The 21498-nt window shown below is 74.1% G+C and carries 3 protein-coding genes; 1 reads left to right on the forward strand and 2 read right to left on the reverse strand.

Annotated features, from left to right (window positions below):
- Positions 1-114: 114 nt before the first annotated feature.
- Together Q4V64_RS00335 and Q4V64_RS00340 are read right to left on the reverse strand one after the other, a co-directional pair.
- Complete coding sequence (locus Q4V64_RS00335; RefSeq protein ID WP_124445724.1) at positions 115-19008, reverse strand: type I polyketide synthase; 18894 nt, start codon at positions 19006-19008, stop codon at positions 115-117.
- Positions 19005-19820, reverse strand: a complete 816-nt coding sequence (locus Q4V64_RS00340; RefSeq protein ID WP_124445723.1) for an alpha/beta fold hydrolase — start codon at positions 19818-19820, stop codon at positions 19005-19007. Before Q4V64_RS00340 ends, Q4V64_RS00335 begins: the two co-directional genes overlap by 4 nt.
- 170 nt (positions 19821-19990) lie before the next feature.
- Between Q4V64_RS00340 and Q4V64_RS00345 the strand changes: the two genes are divergently transcribed.
- Positions 19991-21439: a DHA2 family efflux MFS transporter permease subunit gene (locus Q4V64_RS00345; RefSeq protein WP_124445722.1), complete on the forward strand. Its 1449-nt coding sequence runs from the start codon at positions 19991-19993 to the stop codon at positions 21437-21439.
- The last annotated feature ends 59 nt before the right edge of the window (positions 21440-21498 follow it).

Below are 21498 nucleotides of genomic sequence, written 5' to 3' on the forward strand. Positions count from 1 at the left end.
GCTGGATCAGTCACCTCTGATCGACTATGGCCCACCGACGTCCGCCGCGGCCTTCTGACGTGCAGGGACGCTGTTCAGCCTGCTCGTGCGTCCTTAACAGGCACTTGCCGCGGCCTAAAGCTGGTCCTGGTCCGGCATCCCGAGCCGATCGTCGAGCAGCTCGAACAACTCCTCGTCGCTTGCCGAGTCGAGGTGTCCGAGGTCCTCGTCGGGTCCCAGGTCCTCGTCGGCCCGGCCGCCGCTCAACTCGTCCCACCGGGACGCCAGCGCCTTCATGCGCGTGCCGATGGCCAGCAGTTCGGCCTGGTGGGGTGCGGCTTCGCCCACCTCCGTCGGGCCCAGGGAGCTCAGCGTGGCTTCCAGCCGTTCCAGCTCCGCCAGCAGTCTGTTCCCCCGTTCCGGGCGCGCGAGTTGTTCGTACAGGTGCCCGGCCACCGCCTCGGGGGACGGCCGGTCGAAGACCAGGGTCGGCGGCAGGCGCAGACCGGTGGCCGCGCTGAGGCCGTTGCGCAGTTCCACGGCGGTGAGTGAGTCGAAGCCCAGGTCCTTGAAGGCCCGTTGCGCGCCGATGGCCGCCGGGTCGGGGTGTCCCAGCACGAGTGCCGCCCGGCCGCGGACCAGGTCGAGGAGCATCGCACGCTGTTCGTCGGGTGAGTGCCCGGCGAGTTTGGCGGTCAGCCCTCCCTCGGGGTCCGCGGGAGCCGTGGCCCGGGTGCGGGTGCGGGTGCGGACCAGGCCGCGCAGGGGTGGCGCGAGAGTGCCGGAGTGCGCGGCGGAACGCAGCGCGGCCGGGTCCAGCGAGGCCGCGACGAGGGCCGGTACGTCGGTGCCGAGGGCGGCGCTGAACAGCGCGAGCGCGTCGAGGGTCGCCATCGGACGGATGCCTGCCGTACGCAGGCGGGCAAGGTCCTTCTCGTCGAGGTGCGCGGTCATGGTGCTGGACTCCGCCCAGTGTCCCCAGATCACGGAGTGCGCCGGCCGCCCCTCGGCGTGGCGGTGGGCCGCCAGCGCGTCCAGGAAGGCGTTGGCCGCCGCGTAGTTCGCCTGCCCGGGGCCGCCGAGGGTGCCGGCGAGGGAGGAGAACAACACGAACGCGGTCAGGGGTGCGTCCCGGGTCAGTTCGTGCAGGTGCCAGGCCGCGTCGGCCTTGGGCCGCAGGACGGTGTCCAGCTGCTCGGGGGTCATCGAGTCGAGCGTGGAGTCGTCGATCACGCCGGCGGCGTGGACGACCGCGGTGAGCGGGTGTTCCGCCGGGATCGTGGCCAGCAGTTCGGCCAGTGCCGCTCGGTCGGCGGTGTCGCAGGAGACGATGTCGGCATGCGCGCCGAGGCCGGCGAGTTCGGCCACGAGCCGCTCCGCGCCGGAGTGTTGTGGACCGCGGCGGCCGACGAGCAGCAGTCGCCTCGCCCCGTGCGCGGTGACGAGGTGGCGGGCGACCGCGGAACCCAGCGTGCCGGTGCCGCCGGTCACCAGTACCGTGCCGGTCAGCTCCGCTACGGAGGAGGCGGCTTGACGGGCCCGGGTGAGCAGGGGACGGAGCGGGGTGCCGGCCCGCACCGCCACTTGGGGTTCGCCGGTCGCGAGAGCCGCACCGACCGCGTCGGCGGACGGCACGTCGGTGTCGAGCAGGACGATCCGGCCGGGCCGTTCGGTCTGTGCGGTGCGGACCAGGCCCCACACGGCCGCAGCGGCGGGCTGGGTGACCGGCTCGCCGGGCACGGCCTGGACCGCGCCACTGGTCATCACCACCACACGCGCGTCGCCGCCCTCGTCGTCCAGGAGGGCGCGCAGAGTCGTCAGGGTTCGCCGGGTCACGTCGTGAACGTCTGCGGCGGTGTCGCCGGAGGCGGCCGTGCAGGGCACGACGACTATGTCGGCGGTCACCCTTTCGCCCGCCGGATGGCCGGGCAGGCCGAGGTCGTCGTGGCCGAGTACGACCGTCCGTCCCGGCTCCGGCGGCACGCCGGCGGGGCGTGGCACGGGCTCCCAGACCGTCTCGTAGAGCCCCTCGGTCGCGGTGCCGGTGAGCGTCTGCGGTGCGACCGGCCGCGTGGTGAGTTCCTCGACGGTGAGTACGGGGGTGCCCGCGCCGTCCGTGGCGGCCAGGTGTACGCCGCCGGACGGGGTCGTCGACAGCCGTACCCGCAGTTCACCGGAGCACGGGCCGTGCACGGTGACGCCGGTCCAGGAGAACGGCAGGGCGAGGCCGTCGTCGTTCCGGTCCGGCGCGCCGAGCAGGCCCAGCACGAGGGGGTGCAGGGCGGCGTCGAGCAGCGCGGGATGCAGTCCGAAGCCGGCTGTGTCGGTCTCCGGGTTCAGGGCGACCTCGGCGTACACCTCGTCGCCGACGTGCCAGGCGGCCCTGAGCCCCTGGAAGACGGGGCCGTAGTCGTATCCGCGCTCGGCGAGGGCCGCGTAGCCGTCGGCGAGGTCGGCGGAAGTGCCCGGCGGTGGCCAGGCGACGGGCTCCGCGACGCCTGCCTCCTCGGCGAGAGTGCCGGTGGCGTGGCGTGTCCACGCCTCGTCGCCGCCGACGGGCCGCGAGTGGACGGTGAGCCGGCGGTCGGTGTCCACCATGACCTGAACGGTCACTTCCTTGTCGTCCGGCAGGATCAGGGGCTGTTCCAGGGTGAGTTCGGCGATGGCGGCGCAGCCGGAGAGTGCGGCGGCGTGCCGGGCGAGTTCGACGAACGCGGTGCCGGGCAGGAGCGGGGTAGCGAGGACCGCGTGGTCGGCCAGCCAGGGCTGCAGCCGCACGGAGAGCACTCCGGTGAGCACCAGCCCGCGGTCGTCGCCCAGTTCGACCACCGCGCCGGCCAGCGGGTGGTTCGCGGCCGCCACTCCCAGGCGGTCGGGGCGGCCGCCGGCATCGGCCGCGTCCAGCCAGTACCGCTGGCGTTCGAACGGATACGTCGGCAGCTCGACCGGGCGGGGCCGGGAGTCGAACGCGGCGGTCCAGTCGACGTCCGCGCCATGGACGTACGCCTCGGCCAGCGACCACAGGAACCGGCGCGGCCCGCCGTCGGCGCGGCGCAGCGTGCCGATCGCGGCCACGGGGGCGCCGTCGGCCTCCGCGGTCTCCTGCACCGCGGTCGTCAGCACCGGATGCGGGCTCGCCTCGACGAACAGGTCGTGGCCCAGTGCCAGGGCCGCGCGGGTGGTCTCGTCGAATCGGACACAGCCGCGCAGGTTGCGGTACCAGTAGTCGGCGTCGAGCTCCGCGGTGTTCAGCGGGGCGGCGGTGACGGCGGACAGGAACGTCACGTCGTCCGTCTCGCGCGGTCGGACCGGTTCGAGCAGCCGTAGGACGTCATCGCGGATCCGCTCGACCTCTGGCGAGTGGGAGGCGTAGTCGACCGGGATGATCCGCGCCCGGTGTCCTGCGGCGACGAGCTCCGTGTGCAGGGCGGCGAGCACGTCGGCCGCGCCGGACACGACCGTCGAACGCGCGCCGTTGACCGCGGCGATCGACAGGCCCAGCGGGTCGAGGCGTCCGGCGAGTTCGGCGGCGGGCAGGGCGACGGACATCATGCCGCCGGGTCCGGCGATGGCCCGCAGTGCGCGGCTGCGCAGCGCGACCACCCGGGCGCCGTCCTCCAGGGACAGCCCGCCCGCGACGGTCGCGGCGGCAATCTCACCCTGCGAGTGCCCCATGACCGCGCTGGGCCTCACGCCCCGGGAGCGCCACAGCTCGGCGAGCGAGACCATCACCGCCCACAGGGCCGGCTGGACGATGTCCACCCGGTCCAGGTGCCCTGCGTCACCGTCCGCGAGGACGTCCGGCAGGGACCAGTCGGTGAACGGCGCGAGGGCGGTGGCGCACTCGGCGATCCGCGCTGCGAAGACCGGCTCGGTCGCCAGGAGGCCGGTGGCCATGCCGGCCCACTGGGAGCCCTGGCCCGGGAAGACGAAGACGGGGCGGGCGGGAACCCGGGTCACTCCGGTGACGAGGTTCTGTGCGGCGTCACCGCGCGCCAGGGCGGACAGCGCGGCCTCGTCCCCGCCCAGCAGGACGGCACGGTGGTCGAAGACGGAGCGGCCGGTCGCCAGCGCGTACCCCACCTCGTCGGGCCTCAGGTCCTCCTGTCCGGCGACGACGTCCCGCAACCGGGCGGCCCGCGCCCGCAGGGCGTTGTCGGTCTTCGCGGAGAGCACCCAGGGCGCCGGACGGGACGTCGCGGGCCGCGACGGCTCCGCGTCCGTGGTCCCGTCGGCCTCCGGTACGGCGGCAGGCTGTTCGAGGATGAGGTGCGCGTTGGTGCCGCTCACCCCGAACGACGAGATGGCCGCCCGGCGGGGCCGGTCGCGTTCCGGCCACTCACGGGCCTCGGTGAGCAGGCTCACCGCTCCCGTGGACCAGTCGACGTGCGGCGACGGCTCGTCCACGTGCAGCGTCCGCGGCAGCGTGCCGTGCCGCATCGCCTGGATCATCTTGATCACGCCCGCGACCCCGGACGCGGCCTGGGTGTGGCCGATGTTTGACTTCACCGACCCCAGCCACACCGGGTCGGCACCCTCGCGGCCCCGGCCGTAGGTGGCCAGCAGCGCCTGGGCCTCGATGGGGTCGCCCAGCGTGGTTCCCGTCCCGTGTGCCTCGACGGCGTCGATGTCGGCCGTGGACAACCGGGCGTCGGCGAGGGCCTGTTGGATGACGCGTTGCTGTGCCGGGCCGTTCGGGGCGGTCAGGCCGTTGGAGGCACCGTCGGAGTTGACGGCCGAACCGCGGATCACCGCGAGCACACGGTGGCCGTGGGCGACGGCGTCGGACAGCCGTTCCAGTACGAGCATGCCGACGCCCTCGGCCCAGGCCGCGCCGTCGGCGGCGGCCGCGAACGGCTTGCATCGGCCGTCCGGCGCGAGCCCGCGCTGCCGGCTGAACTCCACGAACACGGCGGGCGTGGCCATCACGGCGACGCCGCCCGCCAGGGCCAGCCCGCACTCTCCCCCGCGCAGCGACCGCACGGCCAGGTGCATCGCCACCAGGGACGAGGAACAGGCGGTGTCCACGGTGATCGCGGGGCCCTCGAAGCCGAAGGTGTAGGCGACGCGGCCGGAGGCGACGCTGCCCGCGCTGCCGCTGACGAGATAGCCCTCGTAGTCCGTCGGGGCGGTGGCCAGGCGTGCGCCGTAGTCGTCGTACATCACTCCGGCGAACACGCCCGTGGTGCTACCCCGCAAGGTGGCGGGGTCGAGGCCGGCGCGCTCCACCGCCTCCCACGACGTCTCCAGCAGGAGTCGCTGCTGTGGGTCGGTGGTCAGCGCCTCGCGGGGGCTCATCCCGAAGAAGGCGGGGTCGAAGTGGGCGGCGTCGTCGAGGAAGCCGCCGTGGCGGACGTAACTGGTTCCCAGGTGCTCGGGGTCGGGGTCGTACAGTCCGGCCAGGTCCCAGCCGCGGTCGGTCGGGAACTCCCCGATGGCGTCGGTCTCGGTGCGGACGAGCCGCCACAGGTCCTCGGGCCCGGTCACGCCGCCGGGGAAGCGGCAGGCCATGCCGACGACGGCGATCGGCTCGGCCTGGTCGGCCGGCACCTGCGTGGTGGGGGCGTGGGCGGAGGTGGGCGTGCCGGTCAGCTCGGCGCGCAGGTGGTCGGCGAGGGCGTCGGGGGTGGGGTGGTCGAAGACCAGGGTGGCGGGCAGTCGCCGGCCGGCGATCGTGCCCAGCCGGTTGCGCAGTTCCACCGCGGTCAGGGAGTCGAAGCCGGCCTCCTTGAAGGTCCGGGCCGGGTCGACGGCGTCCGGGCCGTCGTGGCCGAGGACCGCCGCGGCGGCCGAGCGTACGGCGTCCAGCAGCAGTCGGCTGCCTGCTTCCGGTGACAGCCCGGCCAGCCGGTCGGCCAGGCCGGACGCCGGGGTTCCGGCCGCCGAGGCGGTGGGGCGGGGCGTGGCGCGGGCGAGACCGCGCAGGATCGGCGGGACCTGCTCGCCGGCCCGCAGGGCCGCGTGGTCCAGCTTCGCCGGGACGACGTCGGGGAGGTCCTGGCCGATTGCGGCATCGAACAGCGCCAGCCCTTCCGCGGCGGACATGGGGGCCAGACCGGTGCGGGCCAGCCGACCGACGTCCGGTGCCGCGAGGTGTCCGGTCATGCCACTGGCCTGCGACCACAGTCCCCAGGCCAGGGCGGTGGCGGGCAGTCCTGCGGCCCGGCGCCGAACGGCGAGGGCGTCGAGGAAGGCGTTGGCGGCGGCGTAGTTGGCCTGTCCGGCGGTGCCCAGCACGCCGGCGGCCGAGGAGAACAGCACGAACGCCGCCGGTTCCGACTCGCGGGTGAGCTCGTGCAGGTGCCAGGCGGCCTGGGCCTTCACCCGCATGACCGCCTCCACCTGGTCCGGCGTCAGGTTGGCCACGGTCGCGTCCGCGAGGGTCCCGGCCGCGTGGATCACTCCGGTGAGCGGGTGTGCCGCGGGGATGCCCTCCAGCAGAGCGGCCAGGGCCGCGCGGTCGGCGACGTCGCACGCCGCCACCGTGACGTCGGCGCCCAACGCGACGAGTTCCTCGACCAGTTCACGCGCTCCGGGCGCGGTCGGCCCACGGCGTCCGGCCAGCAGGAGGCGGCGGACACCGTGCCGGGTCACCAGGTGCCGGGCGAGCAGGGTGCCGAGGGTGCCGGTGCCGCCGGTGACGAGGACCGTGCCCTCCGGCGCGAACGCCGTCCGGCCGGAGCCTTCCTGAGTCCGGGTGAGCCGTGGCACCAGGAAGCGGTCGCCTCGTACGGCGATCTGCGGCTCGCCCAGGGCGAGCGCCGCGCCGATCGCGGAGGGTGACGGCACGTCGGTGTCGACGAGCACGAAGCGGCTCGGGTGTTCGGACTGCGCCGAGCGGAGCAGCCCCCACAGCGGTGCTGTGACCGGGTCGATGGTTCCGGCTGTTCCGGCGGCTTCAGCGGCTTCAGCGGCTTCAGCAGTTTCGACGGCTACGGCGTGCCGGGTGAGGACCGCCAGGCGGGTGTCCGAGAGCCGTTCCTGGGCCAGCACGTCCTGGAGCTGCTCCAGGACCCGGTGAACGGTCGCCGTCGCCCGGGCAGGCACCGTCTCGCCGTCCGCGCCGGTGAAGGCCGGCAGCAGCAGGACCTCGGCGGGGGCGTCCGGGTCGTGGGCGGGGTATCCGTCGAGTTCGCCCAGCACCGCGCAACTCGGCGGTGCGGCGGCCGGCCGGGGCGCCGGCTGCCACGCCACCCGGTACAGCGGTCCGTGTGCCGAGGGTGCGCTCACCGGCATGTCCCGCAGAGTCACGGCGTCCACCGTGAGCACGGCGTCCCCCGCCGGTCCGGTGGCGGTCAGCGAGAAGCGCTCGGGGCCGGCGGGGCGCAGCCGGACACGCAGCGTCGTCGCGCCCACGGCATGCACGGTGACGCCCGCGAAGGCGAAGGGCAGCGCACCCGGTGTCCGCTCGTCCAGCAGAACCGTCTGCAGGGCGGCGTCGAACAGGGCCGGGTGGATGCCGAAGGCGTCGGCCGGCTCCTCGTCCAGGGAGACCTCCGCGCAGATCTCCTCCCCGACGTGCCAGGCCCTGCGCAGGCCCTGGAATGCCGGTCCGTAGTCGTAGCCTCGCTCGGCGAGCCGCGGGTAGAGGCCGTCCAGGTCGACCGGGACCGCGCCGGGCGGCGGCCAGGCCCGCTCCGGCGGGGGCTCGGCGCCGGCCGCGGCGGTGCCCAGCAGACCTGTGGCATGGCAGATCCACGGGTCGTCGGATCCGTCGGGCCGCGCGTACACCGCGGTGGAGCGGCGTCCGTCCGCGTCGGCGGCCCCGACGGTGACCTGGACCTGCACCGCCCGGTCGTCGTCGAGGGGCAGCGGTGCGGCCAGCGTCAGATCCTCGACCACGTCCCGGCCCAGCGACTGCCCGGCGTGCCGTACGAGTTCGACGAACCCGGCGCCCGGGAACAGTGCCTGTCCGCGCACGGCGTGGTCGGCCAGCCAGGGGTGACCGCGCGGGGACAGCCGACCGGTGAACACGCGGCCGTCGCCGTCGGCCAGGTCGAGGGTGGCGCCGAGCAGGGGATGGTCCGTCGTCCCCAGCCCGGCCGCCGACATGTCGCCGGGGGCCTCCGGCGCGTCCAGCCAGTAGCGCCGGTGCTGGAAGGCGTAGGTGGGGAGGGCGACCTGCCGGGCCCCGGCGGGGAACGGCCAGCTGACGGCCAGGCCGTGCACGTGGGCGGTGGCGGCGGAGGCCAGGAACCGGTCGAGGCCGCCCTCGTCGCGGCGCAGCGACGGCACCACGACGGCGTCGGGTGCCGTCTCCTGCAACGGGAGGGCCAGCACGGGGTGCGGGCTGACCTCGACGAACACGCCGTGCCCGCGGTCGGCCAGGCCGCGGGCCGCCTCCTCGAAGCGCACGGTCCGGCGCAGGTTCTCGTACCAGTACTCCGCGTCGAGCGGTACATCCGGTGCGAGGCCGTCGACGGTGGAGTGGAAGGGGATGCGCGGGGAACGGGGGCGGATCGGCGCGAGGGCCTCCAGCAGCCGGTCGCGAAGGATCTCCACGTGCCCGGAGTGCGAGGCGTAGTCGACGGGAACGACCCGGGTCCGCACGTTCTCCGTGGCGCACTGCGCGACCAGTTCCCGAAGCGCCTCGGGATCGCCGGACACGACGACCGAGCCCGGTCCGTTGATTGCGGCGACCGCGAGCCTGCGCTCCCAGCGGGCGATCCGCTCGGCGGCGACGTCGGCGGGCAGTGCCACCGACACCATCCCGCCGGTGCCCGCCAGTTCGCGGATCGCCCGACTGCGCAGGGTCACCACTCGGGCGGCGTCCTCCAGGGTCAGTGCCCCGGCGACGCAGGCGGCCGCGATCTCTCCCTGCGAGTGGCCGATCACCGCGTCGGGCCGTACACCGAGCGACTCCCACAGCGCCGCCAGGGAGACCATCAGCGCGAACAGCGCGGGCTGGACGACGTCCACCCGGTCCAGGGGTGGTGCGTCCGGGGCTTCGCGCAGGACGTCGAGCAAGGACCAGTCGGTGTGTTCGCCCACCGCGGCCGCGCATTCCCGCATGCGCTCCGCGAACACCGGTGAGGACTCCATGAGGGACAGCCCCATCCCGGCCCACTGCGAGCCCTGCCCGGGGAAGACGAACACCGTCCGGCCGGGGGCACCGGCGGTTCCGGTCACCACGGTGGCGCTGGGCCGCCCCTCGGCGATCGCGTCGAGTCCGCGCAGCGGGTCGTCGCCGAGCACGACCGCGCGTCGCGGCAGCGCGGCCCGGGTGGTGGACAGGGACAGGCCGATGTCGGTGGGACGCAGGTGCGGGTGTGCGGCCAGGTGCTCGAGCAGCCGCCGCGCCTGGTCGCGCAGAGCGTCCTCGTCCCGCGCCGACAGGACCCACGGCACCGTGCCGGACTCCGCGGCCGAATCGTCCGACGGCGCACCGGAGCCCGCGGAACCCGTGCCGGAGTCACCGGACCGGGCGGCGACGTCCTCCAAGTCCGCGGCCTGCGAGGGCCGTTCGAGGATGATGTGGGCGTTGGTGCCGCTGATGCCGAACGACGACACCGCCGCACGCCGGGCGCGGCCGCGATCCGGCCAGGGCACCGCGTCGGTGAGCAGCGCCACGGTGCCGTCCGACCAGTCGACGTGCGGGGACGGAGCGTCGACGTGCAGGGTCGCGGGCAGTACTCCGTGCCGCATCGCCTCGACCAGCTTGATGACTCCGGCGACTCCGGCAGCGGCCTGGGTGTGGCCGATGTTCGACTTCACGGAGCCGAGCCACAGGGGCGCGTCCGGCCCGCGCTCGGCCCCGTAGGTGGCGAGCAGAGCCTGTGCCTCGATGGGATCGCCCAGCCTGGTGCCGGTGCCGTGCGCCTCGACGGCGTCGACGTCGGAGGCGGACAGTCCGGCGTTGCGCAGCGCCTGCCGTATCACCCGTTGCTGCGAAGGCCCGTTCGGGGCGGTCAGGCCGTTCGACGCGCCATCCTGGTTCACGGCCGAGCCCCGGACGACCGCGAGCACGGGGTGTCCGTTGCGTCGGGCGTCGGACAGCCGTTCCGTCAGCAGCAGGCCGACGCCCTCGCTCCAGCCCGTACCGTCGGCGGCGGCCGCGAACGGCTTGCACCGGCCGTCCGGCGCGAGCCCGCGCTGCCGGCTGAACTCGACGAACGTCTCCGGGGTCGCCATCACGGCCACCCCGCCGGCCAGTGCCAGGGAGCACTCCCCGCCGCGCAGCGACTGGGCCGCCAGGTGCAGGGCGACCAGCGACGACGAGCACGCCGTGTCGACCGTGACCGCGGGCCCTTCGAAACCGAAGGTGTAGGACACACGTCCGGAGGCCACGCTGGCCTGGTTCCCGGCCAGCAGGAACCCTTCCAGCTCCTCGGGCGCGCGCCGCAGCCGGGACGCGTAGTCGTGGTACATCACGCCCGTGAACACGCCGGTGTCGCTGCCGCGCAGGAACTCCGGGTCGATCCCGGCCGCCTCGAGCGCCTCCCACGAGCTCTCCAGCAGCAGCCGGTGCTGGGGATCGGTCGCGAGGGCCTCGCGCGGGCTGACACCGAAGAATCCCGCGTCGAACTCCGCGGCGTCGTGGAGGAATCCGCCGTACCGCGTGGTGACCTTGCCCACCGCGTCCGGATCGGGGTCGTACAGGCCTGCCAGGTCCCAGCCGCGGTCGGCCGGGAACTCCCCCATGGCGTCGCCGGCCTCGGCGAGCAGTCGCCACAGGTCGGCGGGCGAGCGGACACCGCCGGGGAAGCGGCAGCTCATGCCGATGATGGCGATCGGCTCGTCCGCGGCAACAGTGGCGGGTGTCGGCGCGGCGTGGGCGCCTGCGGCTGCCGGGGTCCCGTGGAGCAGCTCGCCGAGATGGCCGACCAGGGCGGCGGAGGTCGGATGGTCGAAGATCAGGGTGGCGGGCAGCCGCAGGCCTGTGGCCGCGCCGAGGCGGTTGCGCAGTTCCACCGCGGTCAGCGAGTCGAACCCGAGATCCTTGAACGTCCGCCGGGCGTCGATGGTGCCGGCCGTGGCGTGTCCGAGGACGGTCGCCACCTGCGTGCGCACCACGTCGAGGAGGGCTTCGTCGCGGTCCCCGGGCGGCAGGGAGGCCAGCCGCGCGGCCGGTGACTCCGCGAGGGGAGCGGAGGCCCTGCGGGCCGGCAGGCGGACCACTGAACCGAAGACCGGCGGCAGTGACCGGGCGGCGGCCAGGGAGCGGAGCGCGGCGAAGTCGAGGCGGGCGGGCACGACGTGCGCGCGACCGGCGGCCAGGGCGGCGTCGAAAAGCGCCAGGCCCTGGTCGGTGGCGAGTTCCGCGATGCCGGAGCGGCCGAGCCGGGCGAGGTCGGACGCGCCGAGATGGCCGGTCATCCCGGTGGCAGTGGCCCACAGGCCCCAGCCCAGCGAGGTGGCGGTCAGTCCGCGGGCGCGGCGGTGCGCGGCGAGCCCGTCGAGGAACGCGTTGGCCGCGGCGTAGTTGCCCTGGCCCGCGCTGCCGACGGTGCCGACGACCGAGGAGAAGAGCACGAACGCGGTCAGATCGAGATCCGCGGTGAGCTCGTGCAGGTGCCAGGCGCCGTCCACCTTCGGGGTCAGGACCGCGTCGAGAGCCTCGGGGGAGAGCGTCTCCACGGTGGCGTCGTCGAGCACGCCGGCGGTGTGGATCACGGCGGTCAGCGGGTGCTCGGACGGTATGCCGGCCAGCAGCCCGGCCACGGCCCGGCGGTCGCCGACGTCGCAGGAGGCTACGGCTACGTCCGCGCCCCAGGCGGTGAGTTCGGCGGTGAGTTCGATGGCGTTCGGGGCGTCGGCGCCCCGGCGGCTCACCAGCAGCAGGTGCCGCACGCGGTGTTCGGCCACCAGATGCCGGGCCACCGTGGCGCCGAGCGTCCCGGTCGCTCCGGTGACGAGGACGGTTCCCTCGGGGTCGAACGTGGGGGCGTCCGGCTCTTCGGGGCGGTGCAGGCGGATGAGCCGGGGCGCGCGCAACATGCCGGTACGCAAGGCGAGTTGGGGTTCGTCCGCGCAGTGCACGGGGCCGTCGCCGTCGTCCAGGTCGAGGAGCCCGAACCGGCCGGGCTGCTCGCTCTGCGCGGTGCGGACCAGGCCCCACACCGCGCTGCCCGCCAAGTCCCGTACCTCGTCGTCCGATTCGGCCGCGACCGCGCCGCGGGTGACGACCACCAGCCGGCCCTGGGTGAACCGCTCATCGGCGAGCCACGCCCGCAGCAGGGCGAGCGTCGTTGCCACCCGTTCGTGCACGGCGGCGGGCGAGTCCTGCGGCCCGCTGACCAGGGCGTGGACGGTGTCGGGGAGGTCGGGTTGTGCGGCGAGTGCGGCCAGGTCGGGGACGACGAGCGGGTCGGCCCGGCGCAGCGCGGGCGGCAACTCGGCGTCCGGGGCGGCGATCACCACCGTGCGACCGCCGTGGGCACTGGTGGGGACGGCCGTCCATTCCACGCCGTACAGGGCACCGGCAGGTCCGCCCGACGGCCCGTCGGCCGCGTCGGACTGCCACGGGCGCAGCGCCAGCGCGTCGACCGAGGCGACCGGTTCGCCCGTGCCGTCGGTCAGCCGCAGCCGGGCGCTGTCCCGACCGGTGGGCGTGAGGTGTACCCGCAGGCTGTCGGCGCCGGCCAGCCGCAGCCGGACACCGCTCCAGGAGAACGGCAGCAGCGGCGGCCGCGCCGGGTCCGGGTCCGCCGCGCCGGTCAGCCCGAGCACCAGCGGGTGCAGGGCCGCGTCGAGCAGCGCGGGATGCAGCACGAAACCGTCGGTTCCCGCTTCCTGGCCGCTGTCGCCGCGGGCCACCTCGGCGAACGCCTCGTCGCCGCGCCGCCACATCGCTCGCAGCCCCTGGAAAGCCGGTCCGTACTGGTAGCCGCGCTCGGCGAGGCGGTCGTAGACGCCGGCGATGTCGACCGACTCGGCGCCGGGAGGCGGCCAGGCATCGTCGGCAGGCGGCTCGACCGTGCCGGCGTCCGAGGACAGCAGCCCGGTGGCGTGCCGGGTCCACGGTGTCCCGTCGAACTCCGACTCACCGCGCGGTCGCGAGTGGACGGTGAAGGCGTGCACGCCGTCGTCCTCACCACCGACCTCGACCTGGATCTGGACCGCGGCGGTGCCGGGCAGCACCAGCGGTGTCTCGATCGTCAGCTCGTCGACCCGGACGCAGCCGATCCGGTCGCCCGCCGCGAGCGCGAGTTCGACCAGCACGGTGCCCGGCACGAGGACGGTGTCCAGCACCGCGTGGTCGGCCAGCCAGGGGTGCGTCCGCGTGGAGAGCGTCGAGGTGAGCAGGAAACCGTCGCCCTCGGCGAGGCTGACCGCCGCGCCGAGCAGCGGGTGGTCCGTGGCGGTGAGCCCCAGGCCGCCGATGCCGGTACGAGGCGGTGGGGACGGCAGCCAGTAGCGGTCGCGTTCGAAGGGGTACGTCGGCAGGTCCACGGTCCGGCACCCGGCGCCCTCGAAGAACGTCGCCCAGGAGACGACCGCGCCCATCGCGTGGGCCTCGGCGAAGGACTTCAGGAAGCGGTCCCAGCCCCCGTGGTCCCGGCGGAGCGATCCGACCGTCGCGGCGGCCACGCCCCTCTGCTCCAGGGTCTCCGCGATGCCCACCGTGAGCACCGGGTGGGCGCTGGACTCGACGAACACCCGGTAGCCGTCCTCCACCAGCGTCCTGACCGTCTGTTCGAACCGGACGGGGTTGCGCAGGTTCTCGTACCAGTACTCCCCGTCCAGCGAGGCGTCGTACCGGCCGCCGTGCACCGTCGAGTAGAAGGCGACGGCGGGCCGGCGCGGCTCCAAGCCCGCGAGTGCCGTCCGCAGTCGTTCGCGCAGCCGCTCCACGTGGTGGGTGTGCGAGGCGTAGTCCACCGCGATCCGGCGGCAGCGCACGCCGTCCGCCGCACACGAGTCGACGAAGGCGTCGAGCGCCGCCGCGTCCCCCGCCACGACGGTGACGGACGGTCCGTTCTCGGCGGCGACGCCGATCCGGTCCGGCCAGGGTGCCAGGCGGACCCGGGTCTCGGCGGCCGGGAGCGGCACGGAGACCATGCCGCCGGTGCCGGCCAGTTCGGCCACCGCACGGCTGCGCAGGGCCACCACCTTGGCGGCGTCCGTGAGGGACAGGGCACCGGCGACGTACGCCGCCGCGACCTCGCCCTGCGAGTGCCCGATCACCGCGTCCGGCTCGATGCCGAGGGAACGCCACAGGGCGGCCAGCGCAACCATCACCGCCCACAGGGCGGGCTGCACGACGTCGACGCGGTCGAGTCCGGGTGCCTCGGCCGACTCCCGCAGGACCGCGGTCAACGACCAGTCGACGTACGGGGTCAGTGCCTGCTCGCAGGCATCGATCTCGGCGGCGAAGACCGGTGAGGTGTCGAGGAGTTCGCGGGCCATGCCGCTCCACTGCGAGCCCTGGCCGGGGAAGACGAACACGGTCCTGGCCCCGCTCCCCCGGCCGGTCACGACGTGCGGGGCCGGAGCGCCCTCGGTGAGCGCCTCCAGGCCGCGCAGCAGATCGGCGCGGTCCTCGCCGACGACGGCGGCGCGATGTTCGAACGCCGTCCGGGTGACGGCCAGCGAGTACGCGAGGTCACCGGGGGCCGCTCCGTGGTCGTCGGCGGCGACCCGGTCGTGCAACGCGGCCGCCGCCGTGCGCAGGGCGGACTCCGTCCGTGCGGACAGCGGCCACACCCATGGCCGGGCCGGCGCAGGGTCGCGGGGCTCGGGGCGGTCGGGCGTGGGCGGCTCCTCGATGATGACGTGGGCGTTCGTACCGCTGATGCCGAACGAGGAGATACCGGCCCGGCGTGGCCGGTCCGAAGCCGGCCAGTCCATGGCCTCGGTGAGCAGCGACACCGCGCCGGACGACCAGTCGACGTGCGGGGAGGCTTCGTCGACGTGCAGCGTCCGGGGCAGCAGGCCGTGCCGCAGGGCCTGCACCATCTTGATCACTCCGCCGACACCGGCGGCGGCCTGCGCATGGCCGATGTTCGACTTCAACGAGCCGAGGAGCAGGGGCCGTTCGGGATGGCGATCCCGGCCATACGTCGCCAGCAGGGCATCGGCCTCTATGGGGTCGCCCAGCCGGGTACCGGTACCGTGCGCCTCCACGGCGTCGACGTCGGCCGCCGTCAGCCGGGCGGCGGTGAGTGCCTGCCGTATGACGCGCTCCTGTGACGGGCCGTTCGGCGCCGTTAGGCCGTTGCTCGCGCCGTCGGAGTTGACGGCGCTGCCGCGCAGCACGGCGAGCACCGGGTGCCCCGCACGCCGGGCGTCGGACAGCCGTTCCAGTACGAGCATGCCGGCGCCCTCCGCCCACGCCGTGCCGTCGGCGGCCGCGGCGAACGCCTTGCAGCGGCCGTCGGGAGCGAGCCCCCGCTGGGTGCTGAACTCCACGAACATGCCGGGGTTGGCGAGCACGGCGGCCCCGCCGGCCAGGGCGAGCGTGCACTCCCCCTGCCCCAGCGCCTGCGCCGCCAGGTGCAGGGCGACCAGCGAGGACGAGCAGGCCGTGTCCACGGTGACCGCAGGGCCCTCGAAGCCGAGGACGTAGGAGATCCGGCCGGAGGCCACACTCGCCGTGGTCCCGGTGAGCAGGTAGCCCTCGTGTCCGCCGCCCTCCTCGTGCAGGCGGGGCCCGTAGTCCTGGGACATCATCCCGACGAACACGCCGACGGGTCGGCCGCGCAGCCCGCTGGGGTCGATCCCGGCGCGTTCGAGCGCTTCCCACGACGTCTCCAGCAGCAGGCGCTGCTGGGGGTCCATGGCGGTGGCCTCACGCGGGTTGATCCCGAAGAAGCCGGGGTCGAACAGGTCGGCGTCGTGCAGGAATCCGCCCTGGTCCACATAGCTGGTGCCGGGACGGCGGCGCTGCGGGTCGTGGAGGGCGTCGAGGTCCCATCCCCGGTTGTCCGGGAAGCCGGAGACGGCGTCGGCACCGTGGGAGACCAGCTCCCACAGGTCCTCGGGCGAGCGGACGCCTCCGGGGTAGCGGCAGCTCATCGCCACCACGGCGATCGGTTCGTCCACCGCCGGGCGGCCGGTCGTGGGCTCGTTGGCAACGCGGCCGGTACTGAGCAGTTCGTCGCGCAGGTACGCGGCGAGCGCCGTGGGCGTGGGGTGGTTGAACAGCAGGGCGGCCGGCAGGGCGAGCCCGGTCGTGGCGGCCAGCTGCTCGCGCATCTCGACGGCCGCCAGCGAGTCGAAGCCGAGCTGCTTGAACGTCGTGGACGGGTCGACCGTTTCGGGTCCCACGTGCCCGAGCACGATGGCTACGCCGGTGCGGACCAGCTCCAGTACGGTGTGCAGTTGCTCGGCCTCGCCGAGACCGGCCAGCCGGCGGGCGAACCCGTGCGTGGCCTCGGTCGTCTCGGCCTCGGTCCTCTCGGCCTCGGGCGCCGCGGGTGACTCGGCCGGCGTGTCCGCGGGGCGGGCCGCCCGGCCGACAGGGGCGCCGATCCAGTGGCTGCGGCGCTGGAAGGCGTAGGTGGGCACCGGGACGGTGCGGGCCCCGGCGCCGAACAGTGCCTGCCAGTCGACCTCGGCCCCGTGGACGTGCAGTGCGGCCAGGGCGGAGGTCATCGACTGGTTCTCGGCGCCGTCGCGCAGCCCGGCCAGGAAGGCGCCGTCGGGTACACATCCGCGCAGGGCGGCGGTCAGCGCGCGGCCGGGGCCGAGCTCGGCGAAGGTCCGGGCACCGCGGGCATGGGCGGCGACCGCGGCGTCGGCGAACCGTACCGGGCGGCGCACGTGCTCGATCCAGTAGTCGGGCCGGTTCATCTCGTCGGTGACCTCGGCGCCCAGGACGGTCGACACGATCGGCAGCCGGGGCGGCGCGAGGGCGAGGTCCGAGACGACGGAGCGGAAGTCGTCGAGCATGGGGGCCATCAGCGGAGAGTGGAAGGCGTGGCTCACCGCCAGTCGCCTGGTCCTGCGGCCGGCCTCGCGGAAGTAGGCGGCCACCGGTTCCAGGGCGTCCGCGGCGCCCGAGAGAACGACGGCCAACGGCCCGTTGACCGCCGCGATGCCGATGTCCGCACGGCCGGTCAGGTCCAGTCGGGCCCGTGCCTCCGCCTCGTCCGCCTCGACGGCGAGCATGGCGCCGCCGGCGGGCAGGGCCTGCATGAGCCGGCCGCGCGCGGTGATGAGCGTCGCCGCGTCCGCCGCAGAGAGCACTCCGGCGACGTGCGCGGCGGCGACCTCGCCGATGGAGTGCCCGAGCAGCACACCGGACCGGACTCCCCAGTGCTCCATCAGCCCGTGGAGCGCGACTTCCAGGGCGAACAGCGCGGGTTGTGTGTACTGCGTCTGGTCGAGCAGCGCGGCCTCGGCGGTGCCCTCGTCGGCCCACAGGACGGCACGCAGGGGAAGGGGGAGGTGCCGGTCGAGATGGACGCAGATGTCGTCGAGGGCGGCCGCGAACGCCGGTTGTGCCGCGTACAGTTCGCGGCCCGTGCCGAGCCGCTGCGCCCCCTGGCCGGGGAAGACGAATGCCACGTCGCCGCCGTCGGCCACGCCGCGCCGCAGTTGTGCGGCGGGCTCGCCCTGGGCGAGCGCCGTGAGCCCGGCGAGCAGGGCCGTGCGGTCCGCCCCGGTCACGGCGGCGCGGTGCTTGAACGAGGTGCGGGTGGTGGCCAGGGAGAGGCCGATGTCCGCAGTTTCGAGGCCCTGGTTCCGCCGTACGTGGTCGGCCAGCCGCGCGGCCTGGGCGGCCAGGGCGGCCTCGGTACGGCCCGAGAGCACCCATGGCACCAGGTCCGGCGTCGGAGTGGCGGGGGCGGTCGGGCCGGTGTGTTCCCGCATCTGTTCCCGTACGGGTTCCCGCACGTGTTCCCGCACCACCACATGGCAGTTGGTGCCGCCCATGCCGAAGGAGCTGACTCCGGCCAGCGGCCGTTCCTCCGGCCAGGGCGCCCGCTCCGTCTGCACGCGCAGCCGGAGGTCCTCCAGGGGGATGTCGGGGGGCGGCTCGGTGAAGTGGAGACTCGGCGGGATCTCCCGGTGCGCGATGCTCAGGGCGACCTTGAGCAGGCCGACGATTCCGGCCGCGCCCTCCAGGTGTCCGACGTTGGTCTTGGCCGACCCCACCGGAAGGGGATCACCGGGGCTCCGGTGCCCGGTGAACACGCCCCCGAGCGCCGCCGCCTCGACCGGGTCGCCGACCTTGGTGCCGGTGCCGTGCAGTTCGACGTACGCGACGTCCGCGAGGTCGGCTCCGGCACGCTCGTACGCCGTGCGCAGCACATCCCGCTGACCCGCTGCGCTGGGCACGGTGAGGCTCTCGGTGGCGCCGTCGTTGTTCATCGCGGAGCCCGCGATGACGCAGTACACGCGGTCGCCGTCGGCGAGCGCGGCCGGCAGCGGCTTGAGGACCACCACACCGCCGCCCTCGCCGCGGACGTAACCGTTGGCCCGCACGTCGAAGGTGTGGCAGCGTCCGTCCGGGGACAGACCACCGAACTTCAGCGCTCCCATGGTGCTTTCGGGCAGCAGGTTCAGATTGACTCCGCCGGCGACGGCGAGCGTGGACTCGCCCCGGATGAGGCTTTCGCACGCCATGTGCACGGCGGCCAGCGAGGAGGACTGCCCCGTGTCCACCGCCAGGCTCGGTCCGCGCAGGCCGAGCAGATAGGACACCCGGTTGGCGATGATGCTGCGCTGTGATCCGGTGAGGGTGTGCCGGTCGATCGCCTCGATGCCGTGCCGGCTCATCAGTGCCGCGTAGTCGTCCCAGATGGCACCGGCGAACACACCGGCGCGGCTGCCGTGCAGCGAACCGGGCACGATGCCCGCGTCCTCCAGCGCCTCCCAGCTCAGTTCCAGCATGAGCCGCTGCTGCGGGTCCATCGTGACCGCCTCGCGGGGCGACACTCCGAAGAACTCCGCGTCGAAGCCGTCCACTTGGTCGAGGAATCCGCCGAACCGGTGCGGCAGCAGATCGCTGTCCCAACGACCCGGGGGTGCCTCGGTGACGGCGTCCACACCGTCCCGCAGCACCCGCCAGAAGCTCTGCGGATCCGGCGCGCCGGGCAGTCGGCAGGCCAGTCCGACGACGGCTATCTCCAGTGCGCTCATCGGTTGCTCCCCTCCCGTGCGACGGGCCGCGACACGGCTGCGCCGACGCGGGCCGCGAACCGCCGGCTCGCCGCGCCGACCAGGAAGAAGTGACCCCCCGGCAGCCTGTGCAGACCGAACTCCCCGTTGCTGTGCTCGGCCCAGGCGGCCGCCTCGCTCTCGGCGACCAGCGGGTCGCCGGCACCGTGGAACGCCTCGACCGGCCATGGCACGGGACCGGCCGGCGTATGCACCCTGCTCGCGCACAGGCGCAGATCCCCTCGGGTGAGGGTGAGCGCGGCCTCGACCCAGTCGGGGTAGGCGAGCATGTCCTCGGACAGACCGCCGCACGAGAGCATCTGCGCGCGCAGCACCCCGTCGGGCTGCGCGTGTGCCGCGGCGAAGGCGGCCGGCAGATGGGGTGCGCGGCACGCGCCGGTGAGCAGCCGACGCGGCGTACTGGCCCCGCGTTCGGCCCGCCGGACCGCGAGATCGTGGGCGACGAGGGCGCCCATGCTGTGGCCGTAGAGGGCGTACGGACGGTCGAGATACGGGTCGAGTTGGGTGTCGAGGTCCGCCACGAGCGCGGCCATGTCCATGGGCAGCGGATCGTGCAGTCGCCGCTCTCGGCCGGGCAGTTGCACCGGTACGACGTTGACCCGGTCCGCCAGCACGTTGCGCAGCACGGTGAAGACGGACGCGGAACCTCCCGCGTGGGGGAAGCAGAACAGCCGCGGACGGGCGTCGGTGGCCGGCCGTACGGAGAGGTAGGGCGTGAGCCTGCCCGTTTCGTGTCGCTGGGCCGACGGGACCTCGAGTCGCTTCTCAAGCACTTGCCGCCTCCGGAGGGGTGGGGTCGCGTCATCGTCGCGACCGTCGCCAAACCCGCCCTAAGGCGGGACCAGTCCGGAGCCTGGACGACTTCACGACACTCGAAAGATTAGATACGCTGAGTTCCCTAGATTAGATACGGAACGTTTCCTATGGCAGGGGGAGTCGCAACATGTCAGAGACCCGGTCCAAGGACCGTCTCGATCCGGCGCTGCTCAAGCTCGCCGGCATTCTCGTGATCGGCGGCCTGGCGCCGCTGCTCGACACCACGATCGTCAACGTCGCCCTCGACGGGCTCAGCCGGCAGCTCGACAGCACGGTGACCACGGTGCAGTGGGTCAGCACCGGCTACCTGCTGGCCTTCGCCATGTCGATTCCGGCCACCGGATGGGCCGCGGACCGGTTCGGCGCCAAGCGGGTCTGGATGTGGTCGCTGGCCCTGTTCATGGTCACCTCGGCGGCGGCCGGAGCGGCCTGGAACATCGAGAGCCTCATCGCCATCCGCGTGCTGCAGGGCATCGCGGGTGGTTTCATGCAGCCCGTGCTGCAGATCATGCTGGTCCGCTCCGCGGGACCGCGCCGGCTGGGCCGCATCCTGACCGTGGTCACCCTGGCCGCGGTCGTCGCGCCCATCCTCGGGCCGGTGCTCGGCGGCCTCATCGTCAGCAACACCAGCTGGCGCTGGATCTTCTACGTCAACGTGCCCCTGTGCCTGATCGCGCTGCTGCTCGCCTGGCGTCACCTGCCCGCCCAGGAGGCACGGACCACCAAGCGCCTGGACGTCGCGGGCATCGCCCTGCTGTCACCGGCGCTGGCCGGCGTCGTCTACGGCCTCACGGAGGTCGGGCGGTACGGCGGGTTCGGGAGGGCTCAGGCCATCGTGCCGCTGATCGGCGGCCTGGTGCTCCTGACGGCCTTCCTGCTGTACAGCCTGCGCAGGCGGGACGCCGTTCTGGATGTGCGCCTCTTCCGGGTGCGGTCGTTCTCGATGAGCGCGGTGCTGCTCTTCCTCGCGGGTTTCTCGTTGTACGGCGCGATCCTGCTGCTGCCCCTGTATTACCAGCAGGTGCGAGGAGACACGGCGTTGACCGCCGGTCTCCTGCTGGCTCCCCAGGGTCTCGGCGCTCTTCTCACCCGCTGGGCGGGCGGTCTCACCGACCGGATCGGAGCGAAGCCGATCGTCGTGTCCGGCATGCTGCTCGCGCTGGTGGGCACGCTGGCGTACACCCAGGTCGGCACGGACACCAACGAGTGGTACCTCGGCATCGCCCTGGTCGTCCGCGGCGCCGGGCTCGGCGCGGCGACGGTGGCCATCGTGACCGGGGCCTACGTCGACCTGACCCCGGACGACATCCCGAACGCGACCACCGTGATCCGCATCATGCAGCAGCTCGGCGGTTCGTTCGGCACGGCCGCGCTGGTGGTGATCCTGGAGCACGCGACGTCGGGCAGCGGGCTGGGCGACCGGGCCGCCGGGTTCGGGACGGCGTTCTGGTGGGTGACGGGCTTCAGCGTCCTGGCCCTGGTCCCGGCACTGCTTCTGCCGTCCCGCAGGACGGGCCCGGCCGCTCAGAAGGCGGCGGCTTCGGGAACGAGCGGCCGGCCCGTCCCCACGAAGTGACCGCCGGGCTCCGTAGGCGGTTCCCGGCGGTGCCGCGGCACCGGCGGGAACCGCCTACG

Origin of the sequence: Streptomyces sp. NL15-2K (assembly GCF_030551255.1) — a bacterium.
Classification (GTDB): domain Bacteria; phylum Actinomycetota; class Actinomycetes; order Streptomycetales; family Streptomycetaceae; genus Streptomyces.